Origin of the sequence: Paenibacillus amylolyticus (assembly GCF_051136285.1) — a bacterium.
Taxonomy (GTDB): domain Bacteria; phylum Bacillota; class Bacilli; order Paenibacillales; family Paenibacillaceae; genus Paenibacillus; species Paenibacillus amylolyticus_F.
Map to the genome: position 1 here is coordinate 1131302 of NZ_CP194938.1, position 25194 is coordinate 1156495.

Consider the following 25194-nt stretch of genomic DNA (forward strand, 5'->3'; position numbering starts at 1 on the left):
CTCAAACTACAACATGCCATCGGTCACGAATTTCTGTAATCCAATTATTCATATTCCAGCCGCTATCGCACGGAACTGCACCTTTAACCCTGGAATATTTGCGTTTTATATAATAACCTTGACCCGGTGGCAGTACCTTCAGCCCACCTGTGGTCCCCCCGGATTCCGAATAAGGTATACGGAAGAACGAGAGATCATTAGGGTCTAAAGTCCCTAAGAGCAATCCGCTTTGAGACGCTTTTACATCACTTACCCAATCGGAACCGAACGTTGGGAAGTCTGCCGGAACTCCGGAGAGTATAACATGAATCCCCCGATCCCTGCCTTGACGAACAACAACTCCGAGCTGATCTTTTACAATAAAATCAGTGAGCTGTTTGGATAAGGTGTCCGCATCATCTATAACCAGCACGATTTCCGGCCCACCCGTAATTTCACCTCGTTTTAGAACTTCATCGTACAACTCCTGAATGACAGGCGCAAGCTGTTCTTCCCTCGATACATGTCCGCGGACATGGGGCAAACTGCTGATTTCACCCAAACCACCTGAGCCATACCTCATATCTACCGTGTATATATGCACATCCTCAGGTGAAGCATGATAGGCCAGTGACAACATCCAGGTTTGCAAGAAAGTCGTCTTACCGCCCTCCATTGGACTTGTCACCATAAAGTGCGGCCCTTCACGCAAATTAAGCTCAAACGGCTCCAAATCATCCGTAAGCAGACCTACAGGTACATTCACCGTTGAAGTCTCCCATACTTTACCGAATGAACCTGTACGAACAAGCAGGTCTTTGAGCATGATTTCTTCCGGTAGCGGTGCTATTTGCGGCGCCTCTTCCCCTGTCCATCCTTGACGAATTGCTGCAATTGTCCGCCGCAATGCGGATGAGCGTTCACCCTCATCCGCTCCGGAAGAAGGCAGCGCAGCCTGGAACATCAGTGGAGGGACTTGCCCCTTCACAAGACCTCGGCCAGGAGGCAGCTGGCTAGGAGCCTTGGAAGGACGTCCCACAGCATAATAGTAATCACTCGGATCAGACAACTCAAATGAAATAGCGTTCTGAATATTACTTCTGAATTTCTCAAAGATATCCGTGACCCGATTAGCGGTCAGCACAAAGGTAATACCTAAACTTCCACCTTCTCGCAGGATGGTCTCAAGCGATTCATTTTCATCGGGATAAGCATTGCGGAAGGACATGTATCCATCAATAACCACCACGATCTGTGGTACTGCTGCATGAGCCGTCCGGCGATAAGCCGAGATCGTTTTTACCCCAGCTTCCGAGATCATATCTTTGCGCTGTGCCGAAATTTTCAGAATATAACGGAACAACCGCTTGATTCGATCTTCCTCCTCAGCCATCATCACTCCGCCGATCTGCGGCAGACCCGCAAAATCTTTCATCATACGGCCCATATCAATAATGTATCCGTTCCATGGCTCTGTGCGCTCCGTACATGCAAGAGACATTAATAACGTCTGAACAAAGGTCGTTTTGCCAAGGCCCGGCATGCCGTACACGACAAGATGACCCTGATCCACAGGCAGTGCCAGGGGCAACTGACGCTGATTCGGCAGATCGTCCAGCATACCCACCAAAGGTTTGAGACCATTAGCGCCACCATCAAGCAGAGGTTCCCTTTTCTCCTTTTCCTGCCACTCCTGAAGACTATCCAGTTCCAGCGTCTCAGGCAACGGAGGCAGCCATGGTCCAGGTAAACGTTCTATTCCTGCATCTGTAGCTGCTTTGGCAACATAATCAATAAACACTTGCAGCTGCTTCGGCACATCCTCTCCCTTGAGAACAGCTCTTCGCTCTCCCGTCAGCAGAGGCTCACGTTTCCCGTTCAGGCGCACTTCCATCACAGGCAGCACCGTTGTTGAATCCTCCTGCTGGTTATAAGGTGCACCACTCCAGGCAAATTGCATTTCTTCAAAAACTTCGTCACTTCCGACCTGAAAATAACCTCGACCCGGCTTGGTGATCCAGGCAGCATTCGGAATTTTAATCATATCTCTGCTGTCTCCCTCACTCTGTACACGAAGACAGATGCGGAAACGGGAGTTACTCCATATTTTATCATCGACGACGCCCGCAGGCTTTTGTGTTGCCAGAATAAGGTGAACGCCGAGCGTTCGGCCGATCGCTGCGATGCTGATCAACTCATCCATAAATTCCGGTTGGTCGCGTTTCAGTTGAGCGAACTCATCAATGATAATAACGAGATGTGGCAGTGGTTGTTCATGTCTGGAACGCAAAATTTTATAATACTCATCAATATGCTGCAGGTTGCCTGCATCATTTAGAATTTTCTGTCTTCTGACCAGTTCTGCTCGAAGCGAAACATTGGCCCGCTCAATCAAATTGCCATCCAGATTCGTAATGGTACCTACGACATGTGGCAGATCAACAAAGGTGTTGGACATGCCCCCGCCCTTGTAATCGATCAGCATGAAAGCCAGATCATGCGGATGGAACTCGGCAGCCAGTGAAGCAACGATAGACTGGATGACCTCACTTTTACCCGAACCGGTTGTACCCGCAATCAGACCATGCGGCCCATGCCCTTGCCGTTCAATTTTGTCGTGCAAATTAATGGAGATTTTTTTACCACCAGCTCTTACCCCCATGGGTACAGGCAATGTATCCGGATATCTGGTTTGTCCCCAGCGAGATACCACGTCCAGATCCTCCACATGTGAAGTGCTGAGCATATCGAATAACGGGAGCACTTGCGGAATCTCTGAAGCGGAGGAACGTTTCAGGCGAATCGGTGACATATAACGGGATAGAGCTTCTGCCATCTCCTTGGAGATCACATCCGGCTTATACGTTTGTGAGATGACATCCGCATCTTCCGTCTTTTTAATGTAGACTCCTTTGTCTTTGGACGCCTCCATAATTAATTGACAGTGCATGGGCAGTGATTGCTTACGATTCGCCAGTACAATCGTGCATACATCAATCTCTTGCGCAGCCTCCAGTAGCAAAGGAAGTAAAGGTTCTTCTTCAATTAGCTGAGTGTCCGAAAGAATAACAACATAACAAGGAGTTTGCACCGCTTTTTTGTAGCGCTCTTCCTTATTATTACGACGGCGGTTCAACACGGAAAACAAGCTGTCCGCCAATTGATGCGCACTGCTGTGCCTGTCGGCCATATAACGCTGTCCCTGATCCTCATCCCAGATATGAGGCAACCAGCGGAGCCATTCCCACTCCTTGGTATCCTTTTCTTCATAAAATGCAGCAAGCTTCAGTTCATCCGGTGAGTGTCTTACCGTGAGTTGAGAGACAATAACTCGTAGGGAAGCCATCACTTCTTCCCGCTCACCCACAAGTCCCATTACCTTGGATTCGAACAGAGGCAGGGTTATCGTAGCATCGGGGACCGTCTGAAATTCAGCAGCAAGTCCATGAGCAGCCTCAATCAATTCATCCTTCTCATAGCCATCAATGCGTGGAACCTGGAGTTTGATACGAAACGGAATTTCTCCTGTCCCCACACGCACCTGTAAAAAATCTTCATCTTCCGGAGAACGCTCCCAGAGGGAGCTATGCCGGTTCTTTACAACCTGCAGGCATACAGACGGATCACCATGAATCTCATGCAGGCTTTTCACCTGCTCAGCCTGTGCTTCCTTCAGCTCCTCACGATGTTTATCCAGCTGTGCGAGATACATCGCTTTGCGTTCCTCAATCTTTTTGCGATACGATTTCTTATTGCTTAGATATACAAAGAACGGGATGGTATATGATGTAAGCATCATCATAACCGTCATCATCTGGAACATCATATAATTGCTGTTATTCATTTTGCCAGTCATATTGATGTATACGTAGAAACCGATGCTGACCATCGTCATCATAACGGGAACAACAATTGAAATCATGGAAAACGTAGGTTTGTTCGGTTCTGCAGGTGGCCTGAGGATTTCGAGGCTTTCTTCCTTCAAAACCGGTGTCATTCTCGGAGAACGCTGATATAACACATTCACGAAGAAAAGACCTCCTTTTAATTGTTCAATTAATGATACGCTGTATAACCTTATTCGTTGCTCTCCTGCTGAAATAACGAACGTCTTCCGTAGATCGGCGCCTCTTCAGAAGTCGTTGAAAATGCGCGTTGTACACGCACACAGCTTCCCTGGCGAAGCCCTGTCTCCATTAACTGCTGAGCGTTATGAGGAGTAAACCACAGTCCCTCCGGAAATTTAGCCTCCAATATATACTGAATGCCATCTCCAGGTGCCTGTCCGAATATTCGCACACCGAGTAATGTCTTTAGATGTTCAACGGTGCATTCATCCGGAACCTCAATGTCGAACCATTCGTCTTCCTCCCTGCCGGAATACACGGTTAGAATCATGTGAATCCCTCCCAAGGTCTCATATGTAAATTGTCCTAATGTCAGATTAAATCAAAAAAATGCGAGTGAAACGGTATTCCATCCTATTTTCTTATATAAAACCCTTGTTTGCAACGCATTCGCTGTAATTTTGTTACATATGACCCACGTATACATCAAAATATCGTCCATTAGACTCAGAACTTTCGTGTCATAATTCAATTTAAAATTTGCCACGATGCGAAAATTTCATTCCATTTCCCATTTAATAGAAAAATAAAACGGATAATTCGGGACTTTTATTGCTTCGTCCACAATTGAATTGTGAACACTTTTCAAACTTTATCCACCTTTATGTTTTCATAAGCTGATTTTAAGGTAATTTTAAGCATTGGTATTTAATATTACCTGTATGAAATAACTCCCGTGAGGTGATTTCAAGTGAGAACTCTAATAACTTTTCAAGACAAATCAATTCCTGTATATTTCAATCAAGAAAACAAACAGCCTGTGCAAAAAACATTAAGATTGCTTAGCAGTGCTCTTGAGCATAAGATCAGTAACGGTAAACGCGCTTTGCAAAAATGTCTGCGCTCTTTGATTAGTATTGAAATTGTTGGCGGCGAAGCTATTCTTCACAGCCGCAGTGAAAATGACTCTCTTGCTCTATCGTTATATTGAAGAAGAGCCCATTTTCCAGCGTTTATGCGTTACCATGAAAAAGGAAGCTTCCCTCCTGGGACAAGCTTCCTTTTTCATGTTCTTTTACACCCAGTTATCATTAGAGGAGAACTACCTTCGCCATAGCTCCCCTCATGTGACTGATTGCTTTACGAATTCTGCATTACTGCAACTTCTCCAGCACATAGGACGCATCATGCTCTTCCGCAATCTCGGCTTTGCGAATACGAATGACAAACAATCTAACCAGATTGGCACGTGTATGTTCTTCCTGACAGGTATTTAATTTCCTCAAAATAAAGCGGTCAATGGACATGAGTTCCAAGCCCCTTTGCCATGATATTTACGGAGAATTTCATTCCGTGTATCCATAAATAACCAGAAGAAGACTTGCCCAAACAGTTTTTCATTCGATTGTGAGCCGTATTTTCATCCGTTGTAAAATGATGCAAAAACCTCTCCTCACAGTGTTGAGACGAACTTCACGCACCACCTGTCGCTTCATTCCGAACTGACTCGGATTAGCAAATGACTACATCTCTCCATTCATGCATATTCGACTTATTTCACGCCCGGATAATCCCGAAATTAATGTTGTAAACTAATCCAGCGTGTACGTGTAAACTTATCAATCGCCCAGTCTCCGCCAAAACGACCGATGCCAGATGATTTCTCTCCACCAAACATGACATGAGCCTCACTATGTTGGTTCTCTGCTAAAGTCATTACGTACGCCTCCGATCTTAAGATTCGAATGTACATATATAAAGAATGTCTCATTCATTAACCTGGTTCGAAGTTAGACAAACGGTTAGCGCAACCTCAATGCGGCTCAGATTTGGACAATATGCCAATCATTTGGACTAAACTATGATGAAAAGAAGTCAGGTCAGACCAACCATAGGCGACCTCTGCCAGATCTATATTTCCAACACGAACCCACTTTGTATCGACAGGAATGCCCCCCAATTTTTCATAAAAACGGCACGCCGGATTTTGCTCCAGAGCCCAAATGATCATACTCCGCATCTGGCATGTCTTGAGGTGATGAACTACCTGTTTGACGAGTTGTCTGCCAATTCCAGACTTCTGATAAGAATGCAACAAATAAATGGCGTACAGCTCGCCATCATAGGGTAACGCTTCGCGTTCCTTACCTCCGCAGGCAAAACCGACAATCTTCCCATCCTGATCCTCAGCGACGATCAAAATCTGATCTTTTTCGCTAGATTGTAACTGCTGCTCCCACTGGGATAATCGGGATTCTGTAGTCAAATGATCCAAAACATCATCTGGCACGATTCCCCGGTATGTTGTTTTCCAGCTCTCTGTATGTACATATGCGATCCCTTGTGCGTCCCCTTCACGCGCCAGTCTAATTCGCATCATTTTCTACTCCCTTTCTTTTGAGCTGAATTCTTTTCACATTAAATAGTCTATATAAGTTGAACTAAAGATTTTACACAGTCCACTCCGATGACAGAATAACCTTGAGGGTAGCTGGTATCCCCAGATTTTTTTGGATTCACTTTCACTATCACTATTAAAGAAGCACAATCCGACCTAAGGCCGGATTGTAACTCGTGTTCCCACAGATACTTTGGAGGACAAATTCAGCACATCCGAATTGTACATGCGTATACAGCCATGCGATACGGATTTGCCGATTGACCATGGTTCATTGGTTCCATGAATACCGTAATGCGGTTTGGACAAACCCATCCAGAGCACACCAAAAGGTCCTCCTGGATTCTCTTGTTTGTTGATAATAGTAAATTCACCGTTTGGAGTACCGGTAAGCATCTTGCCTATGGCTACGGGATACCCCTTCACGACTTGATCTCCATCCAGTAGATATAACATATGGTCAGACAAATCCACGATTATTCTGTAATTCGGCATCACGACATCCCTCCTGCCTTATCCTATGCAAGACAATTGCGGATGCCCCGCCTCAACTCAGTCCTGTTCCCAATCCTTGCCCCGCTTTGCATGCTTCAGCTTACGTGATTTGACCGGTTTGCTTGAAGCTGTACGTTTTCTCGAAGCCACCTCTTCCTTGCGCCGCTGATATTGCAATTCCTTCTGCATCTTGAGGAAATTATTCAACCTTTTCTCATCCAGTTCACCGTTTTCAATAGCCTCTTTAACTGCACAGCCATCTTCCTTCGTATGACTGCAGTCCATAAATCTGCACGCACCAGACAACTCTTCAATTTCTCCAAAAGCTTGGGAAAGGCCTTCTTCTCCCTCGTCCCAGAGATGAAGTTCGCGCATACCCGGCGTATCGATCAAGACAGCTCCCTGCGGTAATACAAACATTTCCCGGTGTGTCGTTGTGTGTCTTCCGCGGCTGTCTCCTTCACGAACGGATTGTGTAGCCTGCACATCCTTACCCATCATCCAGTTAACCAGTGTAGACTTACCACTTCCGGAAGAACCCGTGAGCGCTACGGTTACCCCAGGTTTCAAATAAGTTTCCAGAAGTTCTTTCCCTTGTCCTTCCACCGCCGAGATTGCCAGTACCTCCACGCCTGGTGCTATACCCTCTACCTCACTGATTCGTTCCTGCACTTCGTCACAGAGATCTCTTTTACTCAGAACAATGACGGGTCTAACGCCCCCATTCCAAGCCATCAACACATATCTTTCAAGTCTTCTAAGGTTAAAATCATAATTAAGCGCTGTAACGATCAGAAGTGTATCTACGTTCGCAGCAATGAGCTGTTCTTTCGTTACAGGTCCAGCCGCCTGTCTGGACACACGACTTTGACGTGGCAACAGATGATGAATGATCACTTCCCCACCTGACTCACGTGTCACGACTACCCAATCGCCTACAGCTGGTGCCAGTCCAGTCTCCAAACTATCATGCCGAAGTTTTCCTGACACTTTGCCCCAGCATTCTCCGTCAACTGTAATTAGACGCAGCATATGCCCGTGATCCGCAATAATTCGGGCAGGTTGTCTGGATTCCGATCCCCATTGTTCCTCAGACCACCGCTTCTCCCAGGACGCAGACCAGCCATAGTTTTCGATACTCTTCTTTTCAATTCGTTGATTTAAAATAAATATTCCTCCCAGATGGTTATCTCACTTTTTTCGTTTCATTCTTGCGTCTACGACTTCTTCCAACATCTCCGATTACAGATCTAAACAAAAAAACCACAAGGTTGTTTACACCCGTGGAAATACGTAGTTACACGAATAAAAGAAAGTTTTCAGAGCAAGTTGAATAACGATTATTTACCCATCCGTTATGCAAATGTCCTGAATCTTCCCCTTACAGGCATACAAAAAAGCCACGGGAAACGTCACCCGTGGCGTTGTCTGAAGGTATACTCATCATTCGCCAAGACTGGATATCTCTATCCAGCTATAGCAAAATTGATAAACCTTGATCCGTTCCGGAGACGCTGTTCCTATTCAATTCCACGTATACTGCCGTTAGATTTGTCATTAACATCGCCTCCCTTGTAGAATATGCCATCATGTTACACAGTCTGCTTCGCGTTTGTCAAGCCCATTCTTTTTTTGCTGCTGTACTCTCTTTATTTGACCTGATCCCATCTCGCCCACATTTCTCGAGGATTCAATTCATACACTCCGTCTTCCCGATACATAAACTGATGCATAACAAACTCCCGACGAAGGGTTGCGAAGTCCTCATGATAGTTCTGAATAAACGTATTGATTTCTTTCTCGCTGTATTTGCGTCCAAACTCTAATTGCTCCACCAAATATTCAAGCACAACCAGCTTTTTCTTATACTGTGCAGGAATCTGACGCAGCCGGCCATCTTTGGAGAAAAAGTTTCTCATGATGGACGTTTTAAGGGTCTCATTCACATCTGTCATCTCAGGCTTCTCCTTTCTTTTGAATATAAAATCAACCGAAGCCTGGGCATGTTCACGAATAAAATAAGGGTTCAATGTAAAATAAACCGTATTTTTCTCTCGCCGCTCCTGAATGAGTGCAGCTTCTCTCAGCTTCGCAGCATGATGTGTCACCGTCGGCTGCGACAGATTGAGTCGTTCCGCCAGCCCTTGTCCATTCAGTTCTCCTTCCGAGAGCAGCAACAACATCCGAAGCCGGGTTGGATCGGCCAAAGCTTTGTGATAGGCCACAATTTTCTCCAGTTGCATCGTTATACACCTCAATCAATATTAGATGATCATCTAATTAGATATTAGCCTTTCCTCTTTGGGAAGTCAATCAAATTAAAAGTTTGAATTTTTATCACATTGCAGTCCGCGTCAGAACTGGCATTGAAGTGTTATTTACGGTAGGATTATATTGCTTGTATGAAGGAGGATTAAGAACATGGAAGATGTCATTATTATTGGCGGAGGCCCATGCGGTCTATCTGCAGCCATTGAATGTGAGCGGGTAGGATTGTCCGCTGTCATTATTGAGAAACACAATATCGTACAATCCATCTATCTGTATCCAACGCACATGCAGTTTTTCAGTACTGCTGAGCTGCTTGAGATTGGAAACGTGCCGTTCAGCTCCCCGAACGAAAAGCCGTTTCGTTATGAAGCATTAGCCTATTATCGCAAAGTAGCCGAACATTTCGGCCTGCGTGTTCATAATTATGAGGAAGCCCGTGAGATCCAGCGTAAAGAAGACAACACTTTCGAGGTACATACGGTGAATCGGCGTGGTGAAGTCATTATTCATAAAGGCCGCCATGTCGTCGTAGCTACTGGCTACTTTGATCACCCGAATTACCTTGGCATCCCTGGTGAAGACAAGGATAAAGTGACTCATTATTTCCGCGAAGCTCATCCGTACACCCGCACACGTGTAGCCATCATCGGCGGAAGTAATTCAGCTGTCGATGCCGCTATGGAGCTTGTTCGGGTAGGTGCTCATATTGATATGGTCTACCGCGGCACGGGTCTGTCGGAGCATATCAAACCTTGGGTTCGTCCGTTATTCGAAAGTATGGTTCAGAAAAATCACATTACGTTGCATCTTGGCTCCCGTGTCAACGAAATTCTGGATGATTCGATCCGTATTGTTCATACAGACGGCTCTGAGACTGAACTGGAGAATGACTTTGTGCTCGCCATGACCGGCTTCAGACCAGACCGTCAGTTATTAACTTCCATTGGTGCACAGATGTCTGAAGATATGGATAAGCCATTATACAATCCACAGACAATGGAAAGCAGTGTGCCTGGCATCTACGTGGGCGGTGTTATCGCTTCCGGGCGTAATGCCAATGAAGTATTTATCGAGTCAGGCCGCTGGCATGGACGATACATTGCCGAACATATTGTTAGCAAAACAGAAGATCTGAACGGCAAAAATTACGCTAAGTCTGAGGAGCAATGAAGTCGATGGACATGACCTCCCTCCTGTTGCTTGTGTTTGCGGCGCTTGGCATCATTAGCAGTAATACACCGGTAACTGTCGCGATGGTATTTCTGTTGCTGCTTCGTGTGCTGAATGTGAATCAAGCCTTTCCGTGGCTTGAAAAATATGGGCTCACACTTGGCATCATCATTCTGACGATTGGCGTAATGGCTCCTCTCGCCAGCGGTAAGATGAGTCTGCAGACCATCGGTGAATCGTTCCTGCACTGGAAGTCACTGCTCGCGATCGGAGTTGGTCTGCTTGTCGCTTATCTAGGTGGACGCGGGGCTTCACTGATGACTACACAGCCAACGGTTGTAGCAGGCCTCTTGATCGGTACCGTTCTTGGTGTTGCCTTGTTCAAAGGTGTTCCTGTTGGCCCTTTGATTGCGGCGGGTATCCTGTCCCTGCTTTTAGGCAAATCCTGATCTGCACAGGAAGTATGTATGCCTTTGCAAATTGGCTGTATTCCCCACTGTTGTGTGCTATACTTCTATTCATGCAATCCGGTACATGCATCTGCAACAGGCAATGAGCATCTTTCTTTTATTGTCAGATGAATTCATTCAGCACTTCACGACGTTTATCGTCCTCAGGAGGATTCAGGAACCATGTCACGTCCCTTTGTTACCGAAGCCGTGATGGTGGCCATCTACGGTCAATTACTTTCGCCGCCGGCGCCAGTAGAATATATTGTTCCTTACACCACCATCCTTGAACTATACGAATTTCAGAGCAGTGCTGATCCCATGATGGATAATCCCACAGATGACCAGCACGTTAAAACCAAAATCAATGAATTGATCTCCTACTTTGAGGAGCCGTTGAATAAGAAAAAGATTGAACGTGCCTTGGCTGTCCCGTGGGCAAAAAGCCCTTCTATCCTGTTTGGAGATCAAGCCTCCATTACAATTGTTAACGCGATGGATACCGCCCAATATGGAGAGTATTTTGACCCGATCGAGACAGAGCTGATCCTCACATCACAGCGTCTGGGTATTCCGATCCTGACCGATCAAGTGGAACTCATTGCCCGAATCATTGAGTCAGAATCACCCGTACAGGTGTTTGATATTGATGATTTCGATTTTGCCATGGACGATGAGCCACTGGATCAGGTATAATCCTTGGAACACATATACGCAAAAATATCAAAAGACCTCGACTTCCACTATGTAGTGGCAGTTGAGGTCTTTTTTTGGGTTTACACGATTCAGTTGCATATTGTACACACCGTAGTTTCACAATGCGTTCACCAAAATATGAACTGAAGTTCCATCCTGTCACTTCAGTATTCGTTCGTGCTGCTCCGAGGAGAAGTATATCGAGCGTTTATTTACAAATATCACAAAATTACTTCAAGCCGGACTGTTCCAGTAGCGTTTGGCTAATGTTATTCATTGGAGGCAGTGCGTTCGAATCAAAAAACTTCAAACCAGCATCGCTGTTTACACGCGCTTCCACAAGATTATCCTGAATAATTCGGGCTTTGAACAAGGCGATGACATAGTATTCCTCATCCCCGTTCGCATGCACTTTCCGCAATTCCGGGCCAGAGTACAACGCTTCAAAACTCATCAGCTCTGTTGTCCACCCGGTCTCTTCCCAAAGTTCACGATGCGCTGCCTCTTCGATGGTCTCACCAGGGCGCATCTCTCCAACAGGCAATCGCCAATGCCCCTGTTCGGCATGTTGGATGAGTAGTAGCTTACCCTGTTCGTTCGCGGCCATCACGGCCGCTTTCACCATTATATTCGCACGTTTGGCAATATATTGGCCTATATCCCGCGCTGGCAGATCCACTCCTCATCCCTCCCTCTTCAAAAAGATGGTGCTACGAACCCTAACTAGCTCCAGTCACGATGCTCCCTAACCAAGCCTGACTTTATGATTCCAGCTGCTAACGATCACCAGAGAGCTTATTTACGCTCAAACCGAGGAAAAAACAAAACATCACTTTCACAGGAAATAAGGTCTGTACGGATCGTTAGAATGCAGAATAGCTGAAAAACGAGCAAATAGCGCTTCCTGTGATCGTTAGAATGTAATGAGCAGCGCATAGACAATGATGGATTCGCCATCTAGTGGTGTGTATTAATCGGTTTGTTAATCGGTTTGTTGATCTGTGTATTGAACGGTATATTCAGTTGCGCACTCATCTGCATGTTCGTTGTTTCAAGTGTATGAAGTTTGAATATTAGCTAGTGTTAACTACACTTCAGTGTAACGATATTCAATATCCTGGCCTTCATCGACGACATCAACATGTAGCTGATGCCCTTTCAGATACCAGTAGTCGTGATCTTCCATAAAGAACTGGATACCGGATACTTCCGTTTGATCCGCAGGATGTCTAGGTTTTTCAACGGCGATTCCCAATGAAAAACCCGGATGAAGACCTCCACCAGAACTGTAACGGGCAAAAAAGCGGATGCTGTCTCCCTCATTCAGGTTCAATTCTTCTTTGTACCAGCGAGCAGCTTGATCGGATACATGTATGGTACTCATATGATGTCAGCTCCTTTTGTATATATATGTTACATCATATCGCTAGAGCGTCTTAAACACAAACCATGCTAATCATACATACGCTTATGATATTGTGAAAAATGTTTGACAGATTGTAAAATCCGGTGGTAAGATGCAAACATGCGAGGTTTACATTGCATTTATTTCCATTAACAAGAAAGGGTGATTACGGTGTTTAAAAGACATAAGTTGGTTCACATTCATACACAATTAAATACCGGAGTATCCCCGAAATCATTTTTCCGTTCATAAGACAGCACTTCAGGTGTCTCTTTTTTATCAGACCCCTGCCTAGTTTGCACACAATATCTTATGTACGGCGGCGGCTCTGCTCTCGGAGTCCATGCTGCCGTATGAAGAACCAAGACATACCGCCTGCGTGCGGTGTGTCTTTTTTTGTGAGCATTTATAGCCAAACTGAGCGAAAATCTGCATTTCTTGGACATTGAAAGGAAGGGATAACACTTGTTCTCTGTACTTAAAAACCTGGCCTGGTTCTTCAGGCTGGAACGCAAAAGATACCTCATTGGTGTCATTTTGCTCATCCTTGTGGGCATTGCTGAACTGCTGCCCCCACGCCTTTTGGGGAACGCCATCGATGAGATCGTGCGCGGCTCCATTACAAGCGCTTCATTAACGCTTTACATTGCACTTATTCTTGGCACGGTCATCATTATCTATCTGACAACGTACATATGGATGCACAGATTATTCGGCGGAGCCAATCTTGTAGAACGCTTGTTGCGCTCCCGCTTCATGGATCATTTGCTGCGGATGACACCGCCCTTTTTTGAAAAAAACAGAACCGGTGATCTCATGGCTCGTGCCACCAATGATCTTCGTTCCATTGCTACGACTGCCGGTTTCGGCATGCTCACCTTAACAGACTCAACAGCATTTCTCTTAACTGTACTGTTCGCCATGGGTTTCCTCGTCAGTTGGAAGCTAACCTTGGCTGCGATTCTGCCCCTGCCTTTTATCGCCATCGCCATGATGATCTATGGTAAAGCTGTGCATCAACGTTATACATTGGCACAGGATGCATTCGGTGATATGAATGATCAGGTGTTAGAGTCCATTGCAGGCATCCGAGTTGTACGCGCATACGTTCAGGAGCGTCTGGACGAGAAACGATTTGCCGACGTTACAGAAGATGTATATCGCAAAAACCTCGCAGTTGCCCGGATGGATGCCTTGTTCGAACCAACCATTCGACTATTCGTAGGCCTAAGTTATGTCATTGCACTGGCCTATGGTATTTATCTTGTATTCCACAATGAAATCACCCTGGGAGACCTCGTATCGTTTAACATGTATCTGGGGATGATGATCTGGCCGATGTTTGCCATCGGCGAATTAATTAATCTGATGCAGCGTGGTAGCGCCTCCCTGGATCGGGTGAACGAAACGTTATCGGTTGAACCCGCTGTTCAGGATAAAGAAAACCCTGTTCACATTACGCAGCCAGACGAAATTTCAATGAAAGATGTGACTTTCCGGTATCCGAGCTCCACTGTAGATAATCTCAGTCATATCAACGTTACACTACAGCGTGGGCAGACACTTGGCATTGTAGGACGTACGGGAAGCGGAAAATCTACACTGCTGAAACAGCTACTTCATGAATATCCTGCTGGTTCAGGTACACTGAGTATTTCGGGACATTCGATCGAAGATATTGCGAAGGATGACTTGCACAGCTGGATTGGATATGTGCCGCAGGAGCAAGTGTTGTTCTCCAAATCGGTTCGTCAGAACATTCAATACGGTAAGCCGGATGCGTCTGATGATGTCATTATGGAAGCCATTCGAACGGCCGCATTTGACGGTGATCTCGGAACATTGTCTGACGGCCTCGATACACTCGTAGGTGAGAAGGGTATCGCCCTGTCCGGTGGACAGAAACAGCGGGTATCCCTGGCTCGGGCCTTTATCGCTGATCCGGATATCCTCATTCTGGATGATGCCTTATCCGCCGTTGACGCTCGTACAGAAGCCAAAATCATCGAAAATATCCGCAACAAACGCTCAGGTAAAACAACATTGATCTCGACGCATCGCCTGTCCGCCATTGAACACGCAGATCGGATCATCGTGCTGGAGCACGGTAAAATTACGGAAGAAGGCACTCACCAGGAACTACTCGCCAAGAACGGCTGGTACCGTGAACAATATGAACGGCAGCAGGTGGAGTCCAATCTGTCCACGTAGGAGGTTAACTCATTGAAGTCCAATACAGGTAAAAGGCTGCTGGAATATGCCTTGAAAGCCAAAGGTACATTCATCGCTGCCTTGATCATGTTGACGATTGGTGTTGCGGCTGAACTCGCCGGGCCCTTTATCGCCAAATCCATGATTGATAATCATTTGCTCGCCATTGAGCAGCCGTTTTATGAGACAGCCACTTCGAATGAAGCAGCGGTCTACCAAGGAAAAAACTATAAACGCGAAGGATTGTTTGCACCAGATGAAACAAAAGGAGCCGAGGTCCGGGTATTGCAAGCTGGCAAAAGCTTTTATTTCGTTAACGAGCCGGTCAGTGCTCCAGAAGGTGACCGTTCGTATACAAACGGAACCTTGACGGTAACTCGCGCGGGTGAAGTCACTGGGCAATACGCGGCTGTACCGCTGTCTGCCGGCGAACTCTTTGCCTTTTACAAACCTGAGATGCCAAGCATCTATCAATTGATTGTGTATTATCTGATCTTTCTTGTGATCTCCGTTATTATGGAGTTCGGTAAAACCTTCTGGCTGCAATCTTCTGCCAACAAGGTTATCCAGTGGCTTCGCAATGATGTGTATGCGCACATTCAGCGGCTACCAGTGAACTTTTTTGATAACCTGCCCGCAGGTAAAGTCGTATCCCGGGTCACCAATGATACCGAGGCGGTTAAAGATCTGTTTGTTGCCGTGCTGTCCAACTTTTTCTCTGGCATTATTACGATTACAGGGGTATACGTTGCTCTATTCATCCTCGATATTCGCCTGGGTCTGATTTCCCTGTTCGTTGTGCCAATGCTCATTGCATGGATTGTGCTGTATCGCAAGTTCGCTACTCGTTACAACACGATCATCCGCTCGCGGCTGAGTGAGATTAATGCGATCATTAATGAATCCATTCAGGGCATGTCCATCATTCGAGTGTTCCGCCGTCAGAAACAAACCCGGCAAGAATTCGAAGAGCTGAATGAAGACTATATGAAACATCAGAACAAGATGCTGAATCTGAACGCATTCACCTCACATAACCTGGTGAATGTGCTGCGGAATATCGCCTTTGCCGTTGTTCTGTGGTACTTTGGGTCAGGTACAATAACCGGCACAAGTATTATTTCACTTGGTGTGTTATATGCCTTTGTTGATGTTCTGGGACGTTTGTTCCAACCCATTATCGGTATGGTGAACCAGCTCGCAAACCTGGATTCCTCTCTTGTCTCCGCTGGCCGTGTATTTGAGCTAATGGATGAGAAAGGAGAACCGGTTACAGACGGATCGATGCCGAGATACAAAGGAAATGTAGTGTTTGACGATGTGTCGTTTGCTTATAAAAAAGATTATGTGCTGAACAATATTTCGTTCAAAGCATCACAAGGTCAGACAGTAGCCCTGGTCGGTCACACTGGTTCAGGTAAAAGCTCGATCATTAACTTGCTGTTCCGGTTCTATGATCCGCAAAAAGGTAAAATTACAATTGACGGACAACATGTCACAGAGCTACCTAAACAGTGGATTCGGGAGCATATGGGCATTGTGTTGCAAGACCCTTATCTCTTCACAGGTACGATTGCTTCCAACGTCAGTCTGGGTGATGAAAAAATCTCCCGGGAACGCATTGAGCAAGCCTTGCGTGATGTTGGGGCAGAGCGTATTCTGGCCCATCTGCCACAAGGCTTTGACGAGCCGGTTGTTGAGAAAGGTAGCACGTTATCTGCCGGACAGCGGCAGTTAATTTCTTTTGCCCGAGCACTCGCCTTTGATCCAGCGATCCTCATTCTGGACGAAGCGACCGCCAATATTGATACCGAAACGGAAGCACTGATTCAAAACGCACTGGAGGTCCTCAAAAAAGGACGCACCACCTTTATCATTGCTCACCGTCTGTCAACGATTCGCTCCGCAGATCAAATTCTCGTTCTGCATCGTGGAAGAATTGTGGAGCAGGGCGCACATGAGGAGCTGATGGCACTGAAAGGTCGTTACTATCAGATGTATCAGTTACAACAGGGGGCTCAAGGAGAAACATCTAACGATGATTCCGCCCGTTCAACAGAATCCTTCAGCGCAGCTACTTCATCGCTCGCAGGCGGAAATGCTTAACCCTGTTTGAATCTAATTTGATTCAACAAATGTTACGCAACAGATATATTATTTTCAGCCACATATCCAACACATAAAACCCGCTCTGTGCAGCAGCCTTCCGGTTACTGTCAAAGCGGGTTTTATTATAATCTACGGACTCCTCTTTAAAGTTTAATTTCAGCCTCTCAGTTCAACATTTATATATACGTTGGACGGGATGACTGGTTCTCATGCGTCCTCATCCAGTTTCCGTTCTTGTAGACTTCCCGCATGCATTCGTTCCAAAGCAGCCCTTGCCGCTGCAGACTCATCATTTAATCCCAATGCTGCGATCCAGGCAGTTATATAATGCTGGAGCGTCATCTCCAGTTCCTGTGCACGTTCTTTGAAATCATCCAATTCCTTGATCATACGTGTCCGACCTTCCGGACTGAAGGTTTCATGAATGCGTTCCTTGAAATAATGATGCACGATCCGATTCCGTTGCTGCCATAATTCATTCAATTGGTTTGTTTCTTCTTCCGAAAACGGAAAATGATGGCGTGCTTCATGAATGAGTTGTCCCAGTGAACTGCTCATTTTCCGCTCATACAATTCCTCCAGATCTTCTTCGGATACGACCTTGCCCTGCGATATTTTAGTTAACAAAATTAGATTAACAAGTTGCTGTTCCAGCGCCTGTCCATAATATACGGCCAAGCCGTAATAGGCAAACAGTTCCTTGGAGTGTTCGCTGTCCAGCATGAAATCATTCTGGAAATCCGTGTTATGCATATGCGAGCGCTCCTTTCCATCCGTGCACCTTGACTGTTTATTATGCCTCTATCGTAACCAAACCGCAAACAACATTCAAGTTGCCGGAAAGGGCGGCGTCTAACTTCGGATTTTCTTAGGGTGTATCATACCCAAACGAACACTCGGCAATAATACTAAGCAATCGATTACATCCGTTCTGGAGCATGCACACCCAGTAAGGACAAGTTATAAGCCAGACGTTCGGCGGTGTATTTTGCCAGCTTCACCCGAAAAGCTTTGATGTCAGCTGGTGCGTCCGCAATCCGTTCGGCGTGATAGAAGCGGTTAAAAGCCTGTGCAACGTCAATCGTGTACTTTGCAATGACCGAAGGTTCGTTGCGAAGCACTGCTTTTTCCAGATAGGACGGATAGTCACTAAGTAACTTCAACAATGCCCACGACGTATTTCCGACAACAGCCGCTGGATGGTTATTCATACTTTCCTGTTCCTCACTCAACACATTGGCGGCTTTGGCCAGCACACTTTGAATCCGGGCATGGGTATATTGCACATAAGGCCCGGTCTCTCCTTCGAAACTCACCGCATCTTCCAGCGAAAAATCGATATCGTTCATCCGGTTGTTACGTAGATCACCAAAGACAATAGCCCCCACACCAACGGCTTCAGCGACTTGCTCTGCTTGTTCCAGATTCGGATTTTTTTCCTGTATAATCTGTAAGGCACGAGCGACTGCTTCATCTAATACTTCCTGCAAAAAGACAACCTTCCCTCGACGTGTGGACATCTTCCTTCCCTCGAAACGCATCAAACCAAACGGAATGTGCTCACAATTCGCTGCCCAGTCATAGCCCATCTTGGACAATACCGTAAACACCTGATGGAAATGTAGCTTTTGCTCCCCACCAACGACGTATAGCAACCGTTCTGCCCGCATCACATCATGACGATAGAGCGCTGTTGCTAAATCCCGGGTTGGGTAGATTGTAGTTCCATCCTTTTTGATGATCAGACATGGCGGCATGTTCTCCTCATCCAACCGTACAACGAGCGCACCCTCACTTTCCTCCAGCAGCCTTTTGGCTTGAAGCTCCTCGACAACTGCGCCCATTTTGTCATTATAAAAGCTCTCACCCAGCGTATGATCAAAATCTACATTCAAACGTTCATACATCCGGTTGAACTCCTGCATACTCACATTTACAAAGAAAGCCCATAACTGCTGTGCTTCCTCATCTCCCTGCTCCAGCTTGCGGAACCAGTCCCTTGCCTCGATCTCCAGAGACGGATCTTGCTCTGCTTCATCATGGAAACGAACATATAGCTCAAGAGAATTACGGATGGGATCTGCTTGCAGCGCTTCTTCATTTCCCCACCGTTTATATGCCGCGATTTGTTTGCCAAACTGAGTCCCCCAGTCCCCCAGGTGATTCACACTGATGGAGGTGTAACCCGCTTCGTTATAAAGACGATACAATGCAGCACCAATGACAGTGGACCGCAAATGTCCAATGCCAAAAGGTTTGGCGATGTTAGGCGAAGACATATCTATCACAACACGTGAGCCTTGTCCCAGCTGTAGTTTACCAAATGTTTCGCTACCGATCTCCTCAAGCAATGGTAATGCCAGAGCATCCCGGTCAAAATGGATATTCACATAAGGCCCCGCAGCCGCAGCAAGCATACCAGCATCCTGAAGTGCAGCTGCAATCTCACTGGCAATAGCGGCCGGTGCTTTCCTTAGCGTCTTGGCTAACGTAAAGCAAGGAAATGCGGCATCTCCCATCTCCTCTTGCGGCGGAACCTCCAACAATCTCAATACTTCTTCCTCTGTTAGTCCCGTCAACGGGGCAATCTGAACTGCAGCCTGTTTCATTAACACATCCAACACCCCTTCTCCAAATGGTATATCATCTAAAATAAACGCAAAAAAACTCTCGTCTCTTCAACAATAAGAGACGAGAGCTGTGTTCACAGTTCCCGCGGTACCACTCTAAGTGAACATTCAACTGAAATGCATCAAACTGCATAGTCAGATAGAACTGTTCCGCTCGGTGCAAGTAACGGTTGCATCCCGGATTACCCTCAAATCCATCAGACATGCTCCAATTGGAGTGCTATATGGCTTCGGATAACCATCTCACGGGTGCGCTTCACGCAGATTAACACATACCGGCTTACACCTGCCCCGGCTCGCTGTCATGGCCTGAATCTGGGTTACTCTCCCGATCACGGATATTTCTGTTTCAATCATTTCAGATCATTATACTTATCCTGGTAAGGATTAGCAAGCCTGTTATTTCGTCTAATTGTACAGATTGATTAAGCAACCACTGCCATTAAACGGCAAGCTTCTGCACATTTGCGGCAAGCTTCCGCGCAGGCTTGGCAGTGAGCATGCCCGTGATTTCCACATTCGGCTGCACAGGTTTCACAGGCTTTGACACACAGTTCACAAATTTCACTAATAAAGTCACTTCCACGAGTCATGGCTTGTGCAGCAAATGCACATATGTCAGCACATTCCCGGTTCAAGCGGATACAATCACGCAGCATCGCCAAATCATATTCTTTCAGGCTCGATATGTAACATACGTTGCAAGCATTCATACATTCCAGGCAAGCATCGATACATTGTTGGTATTGTTGTTGTGTCATTTAAAGTTACCTCCCAGGCAAAGTTTGCTATGCTTCTTAATACCCATCAGGGAGGAACTTTGAACCATTAGCCTAGTCTTGTTTTACCGCTTCCATTTCCAGTAGTTGTTCACGAATGGTAGTTTGATCAAAATGCTCACCAATAAATACAGCTACATTAGGCACATCACCTTGGGGTGTGATCTTCATGTAATCCGATTCACGATAGGCATATTGAAACCAGAATCGGCTTGCGGTATCACTAAATGAAAGGATCCCCTTCGCGCGGTATACATCACGCGGCAAAGCAGCCACGAACTGTTCGAACGCTTCGCTGTTCACAGGCTTGTTGAAATAATGGGTATATACCATAACATGTTCATGTGAGGTGTGAGGCTTGGATGAATGCTCGTGTTGGTCACCGTCACGATGACCCGTGTGATCATGGGCATGATTGCATCCGTGCGTACGACATGCCTCTGTATGCACATGAGGCTCTACCACAAGGTTTGACTCGTCACCCGCTGTCCCTGACCGCTGGATGTGTACGTCAACACCGCTGTGGAGCAAATGTTCCATTGGTACGTCGCATTTTACCGTAGGAATTACAGGGGCAAAGCCATTCCATTTGTTCAAAAGCTGTTCCAATTCCTGAAGCTGCTCTGCTTGAACCCGATCTGTTTTATTTAAAAGAAGCACGGAAGCACAGCGAATCTGCTCCTGCATCAGTTTGAAGGTTTTACCTTTTTGCTCATTATACAGACCGGACAAATGAGCCGCATCCACCACGGTGATCAAACTTTTCAGCTCCAAACGCATATATAACGAAGTTTCCGTTACCGCATCCAAAATCTCCATTGGATTCGCCGCACCTGTTGCCTCGATTACGATAACATCCGGTGACTCTTCCTGAATAAGTTCAGCAAGTTGAAGACCAAGATCACCGCGTACGGTACAGCAGATACATCCGCCCAACATTTCTGTCATGGGCACTTCCTCATCCACGATCTGACCATCCAGATTCACTTCACCCAGCTCATTCATCACAACAGCTGGACGCAGATTCTGTTGCTTCCAGTATTCGATGAGTTTTACGAGCAATGTTGTTTTGCCGCTGCCCAAAAAACCGGACAGGATATATACAGGAATGTTTTTTCCTTGTTCATTGATGTTATTCATTATCTACACACCTCTCTGCCAATCATGTAACCTAGGGTGTGTCTGAAAACGCTGAAAGAAGCAGATTTTGCTGAATTTTCGTTCCAAGCTAGGAAGTTTTCCGCAGGCGTGCCGGGGCACGTCAAGGGAAAGTGACGCAGCAGGGGGCGAAAAGGCGGTAAAAGATGCACTTCAGTAGGTTTCAAGACACGCCCTAGTCTTACTCTATTAAGCGAGTGTACACTATCCTTCAATTGTTGTGCAATATGGGCCACCCTTGTGCCGTTCTATATAGCCACTCTAATGAAAACTTCATTGCTTGAATTACATGGATGGTCTATGCTATGAAGACATGTTGATTCAAGGAGGATTTGCAATGACTAATTCAGTTGAACAGCACCGGCAGGAGGCTCCACAAAAGGTAGCCTGCATGATTGTCACGGTCTCGGACACACGCACCAAAGAGACGGATACCAGCGGTCAGTTGATGCACGAGTTGTTGCACCAATCGGGTTATCAGGTCGTGGAGTATATCATTACTCCAGATGAGACAGAACGCATTCAAAGCATTCTGCAAGATGCCGTTGTACGAGATGATATCGAAGCTGTGCTGTTAAGCGGGGGTACCGGCATCGCTCCACGGGATACTACGTACGAAGCTGTATCTTCTCTATTAGACAAAGAACTGCCGGGCTTTGGCGAAATATTCCGTTACCTCAGCTATACGGAGGATATTGGTTCGGCGGCTATTCTAAGCCGAGCGGTTGCCGGAACGATCGGGCGTACAGCCGTATTTTCCATGCCAGGCTCTCGCGGAGCCGTTAAACTAGCCATGGAACGTATTATTCTGCCTGAGCTTCGCCATGTCATGCGCGAAGTATACAAACCCGTCTGAATGATCAGACGGGTTTGTGTTTTACCTTTATGTTGCTCACATAAGACTTGGGATTCGACTTAATTGGACTTAATTTAACTTAGCTTGACTTGACTTAAACCAATTAATTCATGCGATTGTACAGGAGGTTAATAATCTCTTATTTGATGAAGCACTTCCTGGAATACCTGCATAACCTCCTGCTCATATACATCCTTCTCTCCACCAGAAGCTGTATAGACAAATGATACATGCCCTTTACTGCGAATGGTCGTTCTGCCCAGTACATTCTCCAGAACTGCATTTTCTTTGCGCTCGCCATACATTTCTTCCATTCGTGCGGCCCGGATGTTCGCATCACGATAGATGTGCACTTTGACGATATGCCTTGCGCTACCATTCAATAAGTACATATAAGACATGCCGCCATCACCATCATCCTCGAACATATTATTCATCAGCTTCATGTGTTTGGTAGTAAAACCGTCTGTTAGTTTCTTAGCTAACGTACCATTTAATCCATGGCCTTGCTGCTTGGCTCTGAAATTGCCTTCCGTTGTGGCTTCGCGTGTGTAGACTTTTCTTTCCTGTTCAATCGATGAAGACGTACAAGCCGCCAAAGACACCATACTCAGCAGTAACACGCCACTTACCAGCAAATTTCGCTTGACTTTCCGGTCCATAGGGTTCCATCTCTTCTCATTCAACGACATGTCTATCCTTCCTTTCCATGAGCCACCGCATGGTAACTCTCTCAGGTAGAATTAGCATGTCAAAGAGATAAACATTTTATCCCAAATATTATTCAGACAGAATACGTACAACGGTGCGCCCGACTGCACCACCCTGCAATATCTTTTCCAACGTGTGTGGCAGCTGCTCCAGCGTATTTTCCTGAATCCCCAGCGTAAGTGCACGCTCCGGTTTCCATTCACCGCCCAGCTTGTTCCAGATGCGCTCTCGATGTTCCATGGGACAATACACGGAATCAATACCAATCAGCTGGATACCACGCAAAATAAATGGATATACCGACGATTCAAAACCATTGCCTCCAGTTAACCCGGATACGGCGACTGCTCCGCCATACTGTATCTGCTTCAACCGCTCGGCCAGTGCCGGCCCTGCTGTTGGATCCACAATTCCTGCCCATTGCTGTTTACCCATGGCTCCCTTGATCGACGCGTCCGCCTCTTCGCGAGAAATCACTTCGGTGGCTCCCAAGCTGCGGAGCAGTGCCTCTTCTTGCTGCTTTTTCCCGGTACTCGCTGTCACTTCAAAACCAAGTTTGGCAAGGATGGTGATTGCCATGCTGCCAACACCTCCAGTGGCACCTGTAACCAGAATTTTGCCCATGTCCGGGTTCACACCAGCGTGTAATAATGCGTCCACCGAAAGCGCCGCCGTGAATCCGGCTGTACCAATCGCCATCGCTTCTTTTTCACTTAGTCCTTGCGGCAAAGGCACTAACCACTCACTCCGCAAACGAGCATACTCGCTATATCCTCCGTAATGAGAAACGCCGGGTTCAAATCCCGTACTGATTACCCGATCTCCGGGTGCGAAGCGCCCGCTTACGGACTCCTCTACTGTCCCAGCCAGATCAATACCAGGCACCATCGGATAATTCCGAACAACGCCACCGTTCTCTTTTGACGCCAGCCCATCTTTATAATTCACACTGGAATAGTGTACTTGTACCGTCACATCACCATTTGGAAGGTCTTCCTTTTTCAATTGTTCTATACTGGCGGTTACTCTCTTTGAAGCATCGCTACGTATCACATAAGCTTTAAACTGTTCTTTCATCGGTATCATCTCCTTATTTTCGTTCCGTCAGCAGATATAATAATGGTCCCACAAGCGGCAGCAGTCCTCCCCAAGCCCAGTTTGTTGTTCGTCCATTCGTTCTGGCATCCCGGAAGAGGGCGTAAGCGGACAGTAACGTCAGCACACCAAAATCAATGGTCATGATATGTACAAACGAGGATTGATTGAATGCTTCTGCAAAATGTTCTGGATTCCCCTGCATCACTGCATAACATGCTGTTCCTAGTGTTAAAATTAACAAGATCAGATGGGTCAGCTTATGCGAAGCCACTCGTGAAATGCCAGTTCTTGAACGTTCGGCAGACGGCAACGGATCATATGTTACCTTTTTTCGAAAAGGGGAACTCCACGCAAAATAGGGCAATAAAGCAAATGCCCCCAGCCCAAACGAAAACAAGACGAACGGCCATGCAGGCACACCCCGATCCTCACGTACTTTCACTGATCTCCGTAGTAAAATGCAGGCATATACTGCCGGGAATATACCCAGCCACGTAAAAACCGAAAGCAGCCATGGCTCCTCGCTTTGTAATGTAAGCAATTCTTTAAATATAGGATCATTCCCAGGGGAATTCCCCGGTGCCATAAACAGCGCGTAAGCTATAAACGCAACCCATATCAATCCAAGCAGATATCTCATATACGCAACCCTCCTCTACCTTTCATCCCCTGCTCGCAGGGAATTGAAACAACTCTTCTCCGGTGAACGTTT

At 46.4% G+C, this 25194-nt stretch carries 24 protein-coding genes and 1 other annotated feature; of the genes, 7 read left to right on the plus strand and 17 right to left on the minus strand.

The genetic code is table 11. The features are described 5' to 3' along the window. Window position 1 precedes the first annotated feature (1 nt). Window positions 2–4006 (minus strand): type VII secretion protein EssC, encoded by a 4005-nt coding sequence (gene essC / locus ACR8BL_RS05020; protein ID WP_434756585.1) that lies wholly within the window; start codon window positions 4004–4006, stop codon window positions 2–4. 50 nt (window positions 4007–4056) lie between these two features. Continuing rightward, window positions 4057–4377: a hypothetical protein gene (locus ACR8BL_RS05025; protein WP_434751601.1), complete on the minus strand. Its 321-nt coding sequence runs from the start codon at window positions 4375–4377 to the stop codon at window positions 4057–4059. A 420-nt stretch (window positions 4378–4797) separates the two neighbouring features. Here ACR8BL_RS05025 and ACR8BL_RS05030 point away from each other — a divergent pair, with 420 nt between their 5' ends. Next, on the plus strand, window positions 4798–5037 hold the full coding sequence (locus ACR8BL_RS05030) for a hypothetical protein (RefSeq protein WP_434751602.1): 240 nt from the start codon (window positions 4798–4800) through the stop codon (window positions 5035–5037). 163 nt (window positions 5038–5200) lie between these two features. Here the strand turns inward: ACR8BL_RS05030 and ACR8BL_RS05035 are convergent, their stop codons facing one another. From ACR8BL_RS05035 to ACR8BL_RS05060, 6 genes are all read right to left on the minus strand, one after another. After that, the gene (locus ACR8BL_RS05035) at window positions 5201–5353 is read right to left on the minus strand and encodes a hypothetical protein (protein ID WP_434751603.1); all 153 of its coding nucleotides are present in this window, start codon (window positions 5351–5353) and stop codon (window positions 5201–5203) included. 272 nt (window positions 5354–5625) lie between these two features. Then, the gene (locus tag ACR8BL_RS05040) at window positions 5626–5763 is read right to left on the minus strand and encodes an aldehyde dehydrogenase family protein (protein WP_434751604.1); all 138 of its coding nucleotides are present in this window, start codon (window positions 5761–5763) and stop codon (window positions 5626–5628) included. Window positions 5764–5859: 96 nt separating this feature from the next. Beyond that, entirely contained in the window at window positions 5860–6426 is a 567-nt protein-coding gene (locus ACR8BL_RS05045; protein WP_434751605.1) for a GNAT family N-acetyltransferase, read from the minus strand. Between the two features lie 174 nt (window positions 6427–6600). Beyond that, entirely contained in the window at window positions 6601–6939 is a 339-nt protein-coding gene (locus ACR8BL_RS05050; RefSeq protein ID WP_434751606.1) for a L,D-transpeptidase, read from the minus strand. Window positions 6940–6996: 57 nt separating this feature from the next. After that, window positions 6997–7971 carry a ribosome small subunit-dependent GTPase A gene (rsgA, locus tag ACR8BL_RS05055; protein ID WP_434751607.1) on the minus strand — a complete coding sequence of 325 codons (975 nt, stop codon included), beginning with the start codon at window positions 7969–7971 and terminating at the stop codon, window positions 6997–6999. 617 nt (window positions 7972–8588) lie between these two features. Then, window positions 8589–9182: a metalloregulator ArsR/SmtB family transcription factor gene (locus ACR8BL_RS05060; RefSeq protein ID WP_434751608.1), complete on the minus strand. Its 594-nt coding sequence runs from the start codon at window positions 9180–9182 to the stop codon at window positions 8589–8591. A 178-nt stretch (window positions 9183–9360) separates the two neighbouring features. Here ACR8BL_RS05060 and ACR8BL_RS05065 point away from each other — a divergent pair, with 178 nt between their 5' ends. The 3 genes from ACR8BL_RS05065 (at window position 9361) to ACR8BL_RS05075 (ending at window position 11525) form a co-directional block, all read left to right on the plus strand. After that, entirely contained in the window at window positions 9361–10380 is a 1020-nt protein-coding gene (locus tag ACR8BL_RS05065; protein ID WP_434751609.1) for a YpdA family putative bacillithiol disulfide reductase, read from the plus strand. A 5-nt stretch (window positions 10381–10385) separates the two neighbouring features. Then, a complete protein-coding gene (locus ACR8BL_RS05070) occupies window positions 10386–10829 on the plus strand; it encodes a DUF441 domain-containing protein (protein WP_434751610.1) in 444 nt (147 codons plus the stop codon). Window positions 10830–11012: 183 nt separating this feature from the next. Next, a complete protein-coding gene (locus ACR8BL_RS05075) occupies window positions 11013–11525 on the plus strand; it encodes an ADP-heptose synthase (protein WP_434756586.1) in 513 nt (170 codons plus the stop codon). Between the two features lie 229 nt (window positions 11526–11754). Here the strand turns inward: ACR8BL_RS05075 and ACR8BL_RS05080 are convergent, their stop codons facing one another. Both ACR8BL_RS05080 and ACR8BL_RS05085 read right to left on the minus strand, forming a co-directional pair. After that, window positions 11755–12204, minus strand: coding sequence for an NUDIX domain-containing protein (locus ACR8BL_RS05080; RefSeq protein WP_434751611.1), 450 nt, complete (start codon window positions 12202–12204; stop codon window positions 11755–11757). Window positions 12205–12612: 408 nt separating this feature from the next. Further along, window positions 12613–12909, minus strand: coding sequence for a HesB/YadR/YfhF family protein (locus tag ACR8BL_RS05085; protein WP_434751612.1), 297 nt, complete (start codon window positions 12907–12909; stop codon window positions 12613–12615). Window positions 12910–13395: 486 nt separating this feature from the next. On the opposite strand from ACR8BL_RS05085, the gene ACR8BL_RS05090 reads away from it, so the two are divergent. After that, window positions 13396–15141, plus strand: coding sequence for an ABC transporter ATP-binding protein (locus ACR8BL_RS05090; RefSeq protein WP_434756587.1), 1746 nt, complete (start codon window positions 13396–13398; stop codon window positions 15139–15141). A gap of 12 nt (window positions 15142–15153) precedes the next feature. Next, window positions 15154–17247 carry an ABC transporter ATP-binding protein gene (locus ACR8BL_RS05095; protein WP_434751613.1) on the plus strand — a complete coding sequence of 698 codons (2094 nt, stop codon included), beginning with the start codon at window positions 15154–15156 and terminating at the stop codon, window positions 17245–17247. A 210-nt stretch (window positions 17248–17457) separates the two neighbouring features. Here the strand turns inward: ACR8BL_RS05095 and ACR8BL_RS05100 are convergent, their stop codons facing one another. The 4 genes from ACR8BL_RS05100 to ACR8BL_RS05115 form a co-directional block, all read right to left on the minus strand. Further along, on the minus strand, window positions 17458–18003 hold the full coding sequence (locus tag ACR8BL_RS05100; protein ID WP_434751614.1) for a hypothetical protein: 546 nt from the start codon (window positions 18001–18003) through the stop codon (window positions 17458–17460). A gap of 167 nt (window positions 18004–18170) precedes the next feature. Then, on the minus strand, window positions 18171–19865 hold the full coding sequence (argS, locus tag ACR8BL_RS05105) for an arginine--tRNA ligase (protein ID WP_434751615.1): 1695 nt from the start codon (window positions 19863–19865) through the stop codon (window positions 18171–18173). A 69-nt stretch (window positions 19866–19934) separates the two neighbouring features. Beyond that, window positions 19935–20225: a binding site (T-box leader), on the minus strand. An 80-nt stretch (window positions 20226–20305) separates the two neighbouring features. Next, on the minus strand, window positions 20306–20641 hold the full coding sequence (locus tag ACR8BL_RS05110) for a four-helix bundle copper-binding protein (protein WP_434751616.1): 336 nt from the start codon (window positions 20639–20641) through the stop codon (window positions 20306–20308). Window positions 20642–20713: 72 nt separating this feature from the next. Then, window positions 20714–21799: a CobW family GTP-binding protein gene (locus tag ACR8BL_RS05115; RefSeq protein ID WP_434751617.1), complete on the minus strand. Its 1086-nt coding sequence runs from the start codon at window positions 21797–21799 to the stop codon at window positions 20714–20716. A gap of 355 nt (window positions 21800–22154) precedes the next feature. Here ACR8BL_RS05115 and ACR8BL_RS05120 point away from each other — a divergent pair, with 355 nt between their 5' ends. Next, a complete protein-coding gene (locus tag ACR8BL_RS05120; RefSeq protein ID WP_434751618.1) occupies window positions 22155–22673 on the plus strand; it encodes a MogA/MoaB family molybdenum cofactor biosynthesis protein in 519 nt (172 codons plus the stop codon). Between the two features lie 128 nt (window positions 22674–22801). On the opposite strand, the gene ACR8BL_RS05125 is transcribed toward ACR8BL_RS05120, so the two are convergent. From ACR8BL_RS05125 to ACR8BL_RS05135, 3 genes are all read right to left on the minus strand, one after another. After that, window positions 22802–23365, minus strand: a complete 564-nt coding sequence (locus tag ACR8BL_RS05125; RefSeq protein ID WP_434751619.1) for a hypothetical protein — start codon at window positions 23363–23365, stop codon at window positions 22802–22804. Between the two features lie 88 nt (window positions 23366–23453). After that, window positions 23454–24461, minus strand: coding sequence for an oxidoreductase (locus tag ACR8BL_RS05130; protein ID WP_434751620.1), 1008 nt, complete (start codon window positions 24459–24461; stop codon window positions 23454–23456). Between the two features lie 13 nt (window positions 24462–24474). Continuing rightward, window positions 24475–25122 (minus strand): hypothetical protein, encoded by a 648-nt coding sequence (locus tag ACR8BL_RS05135; protein ID WP_434751621.1) that lies wholly within the window; start codon window positions 25120–25122, stop codon window positions 24475–24477. Window positions 25123–25194: the final 72 nt, after the last annotated feature.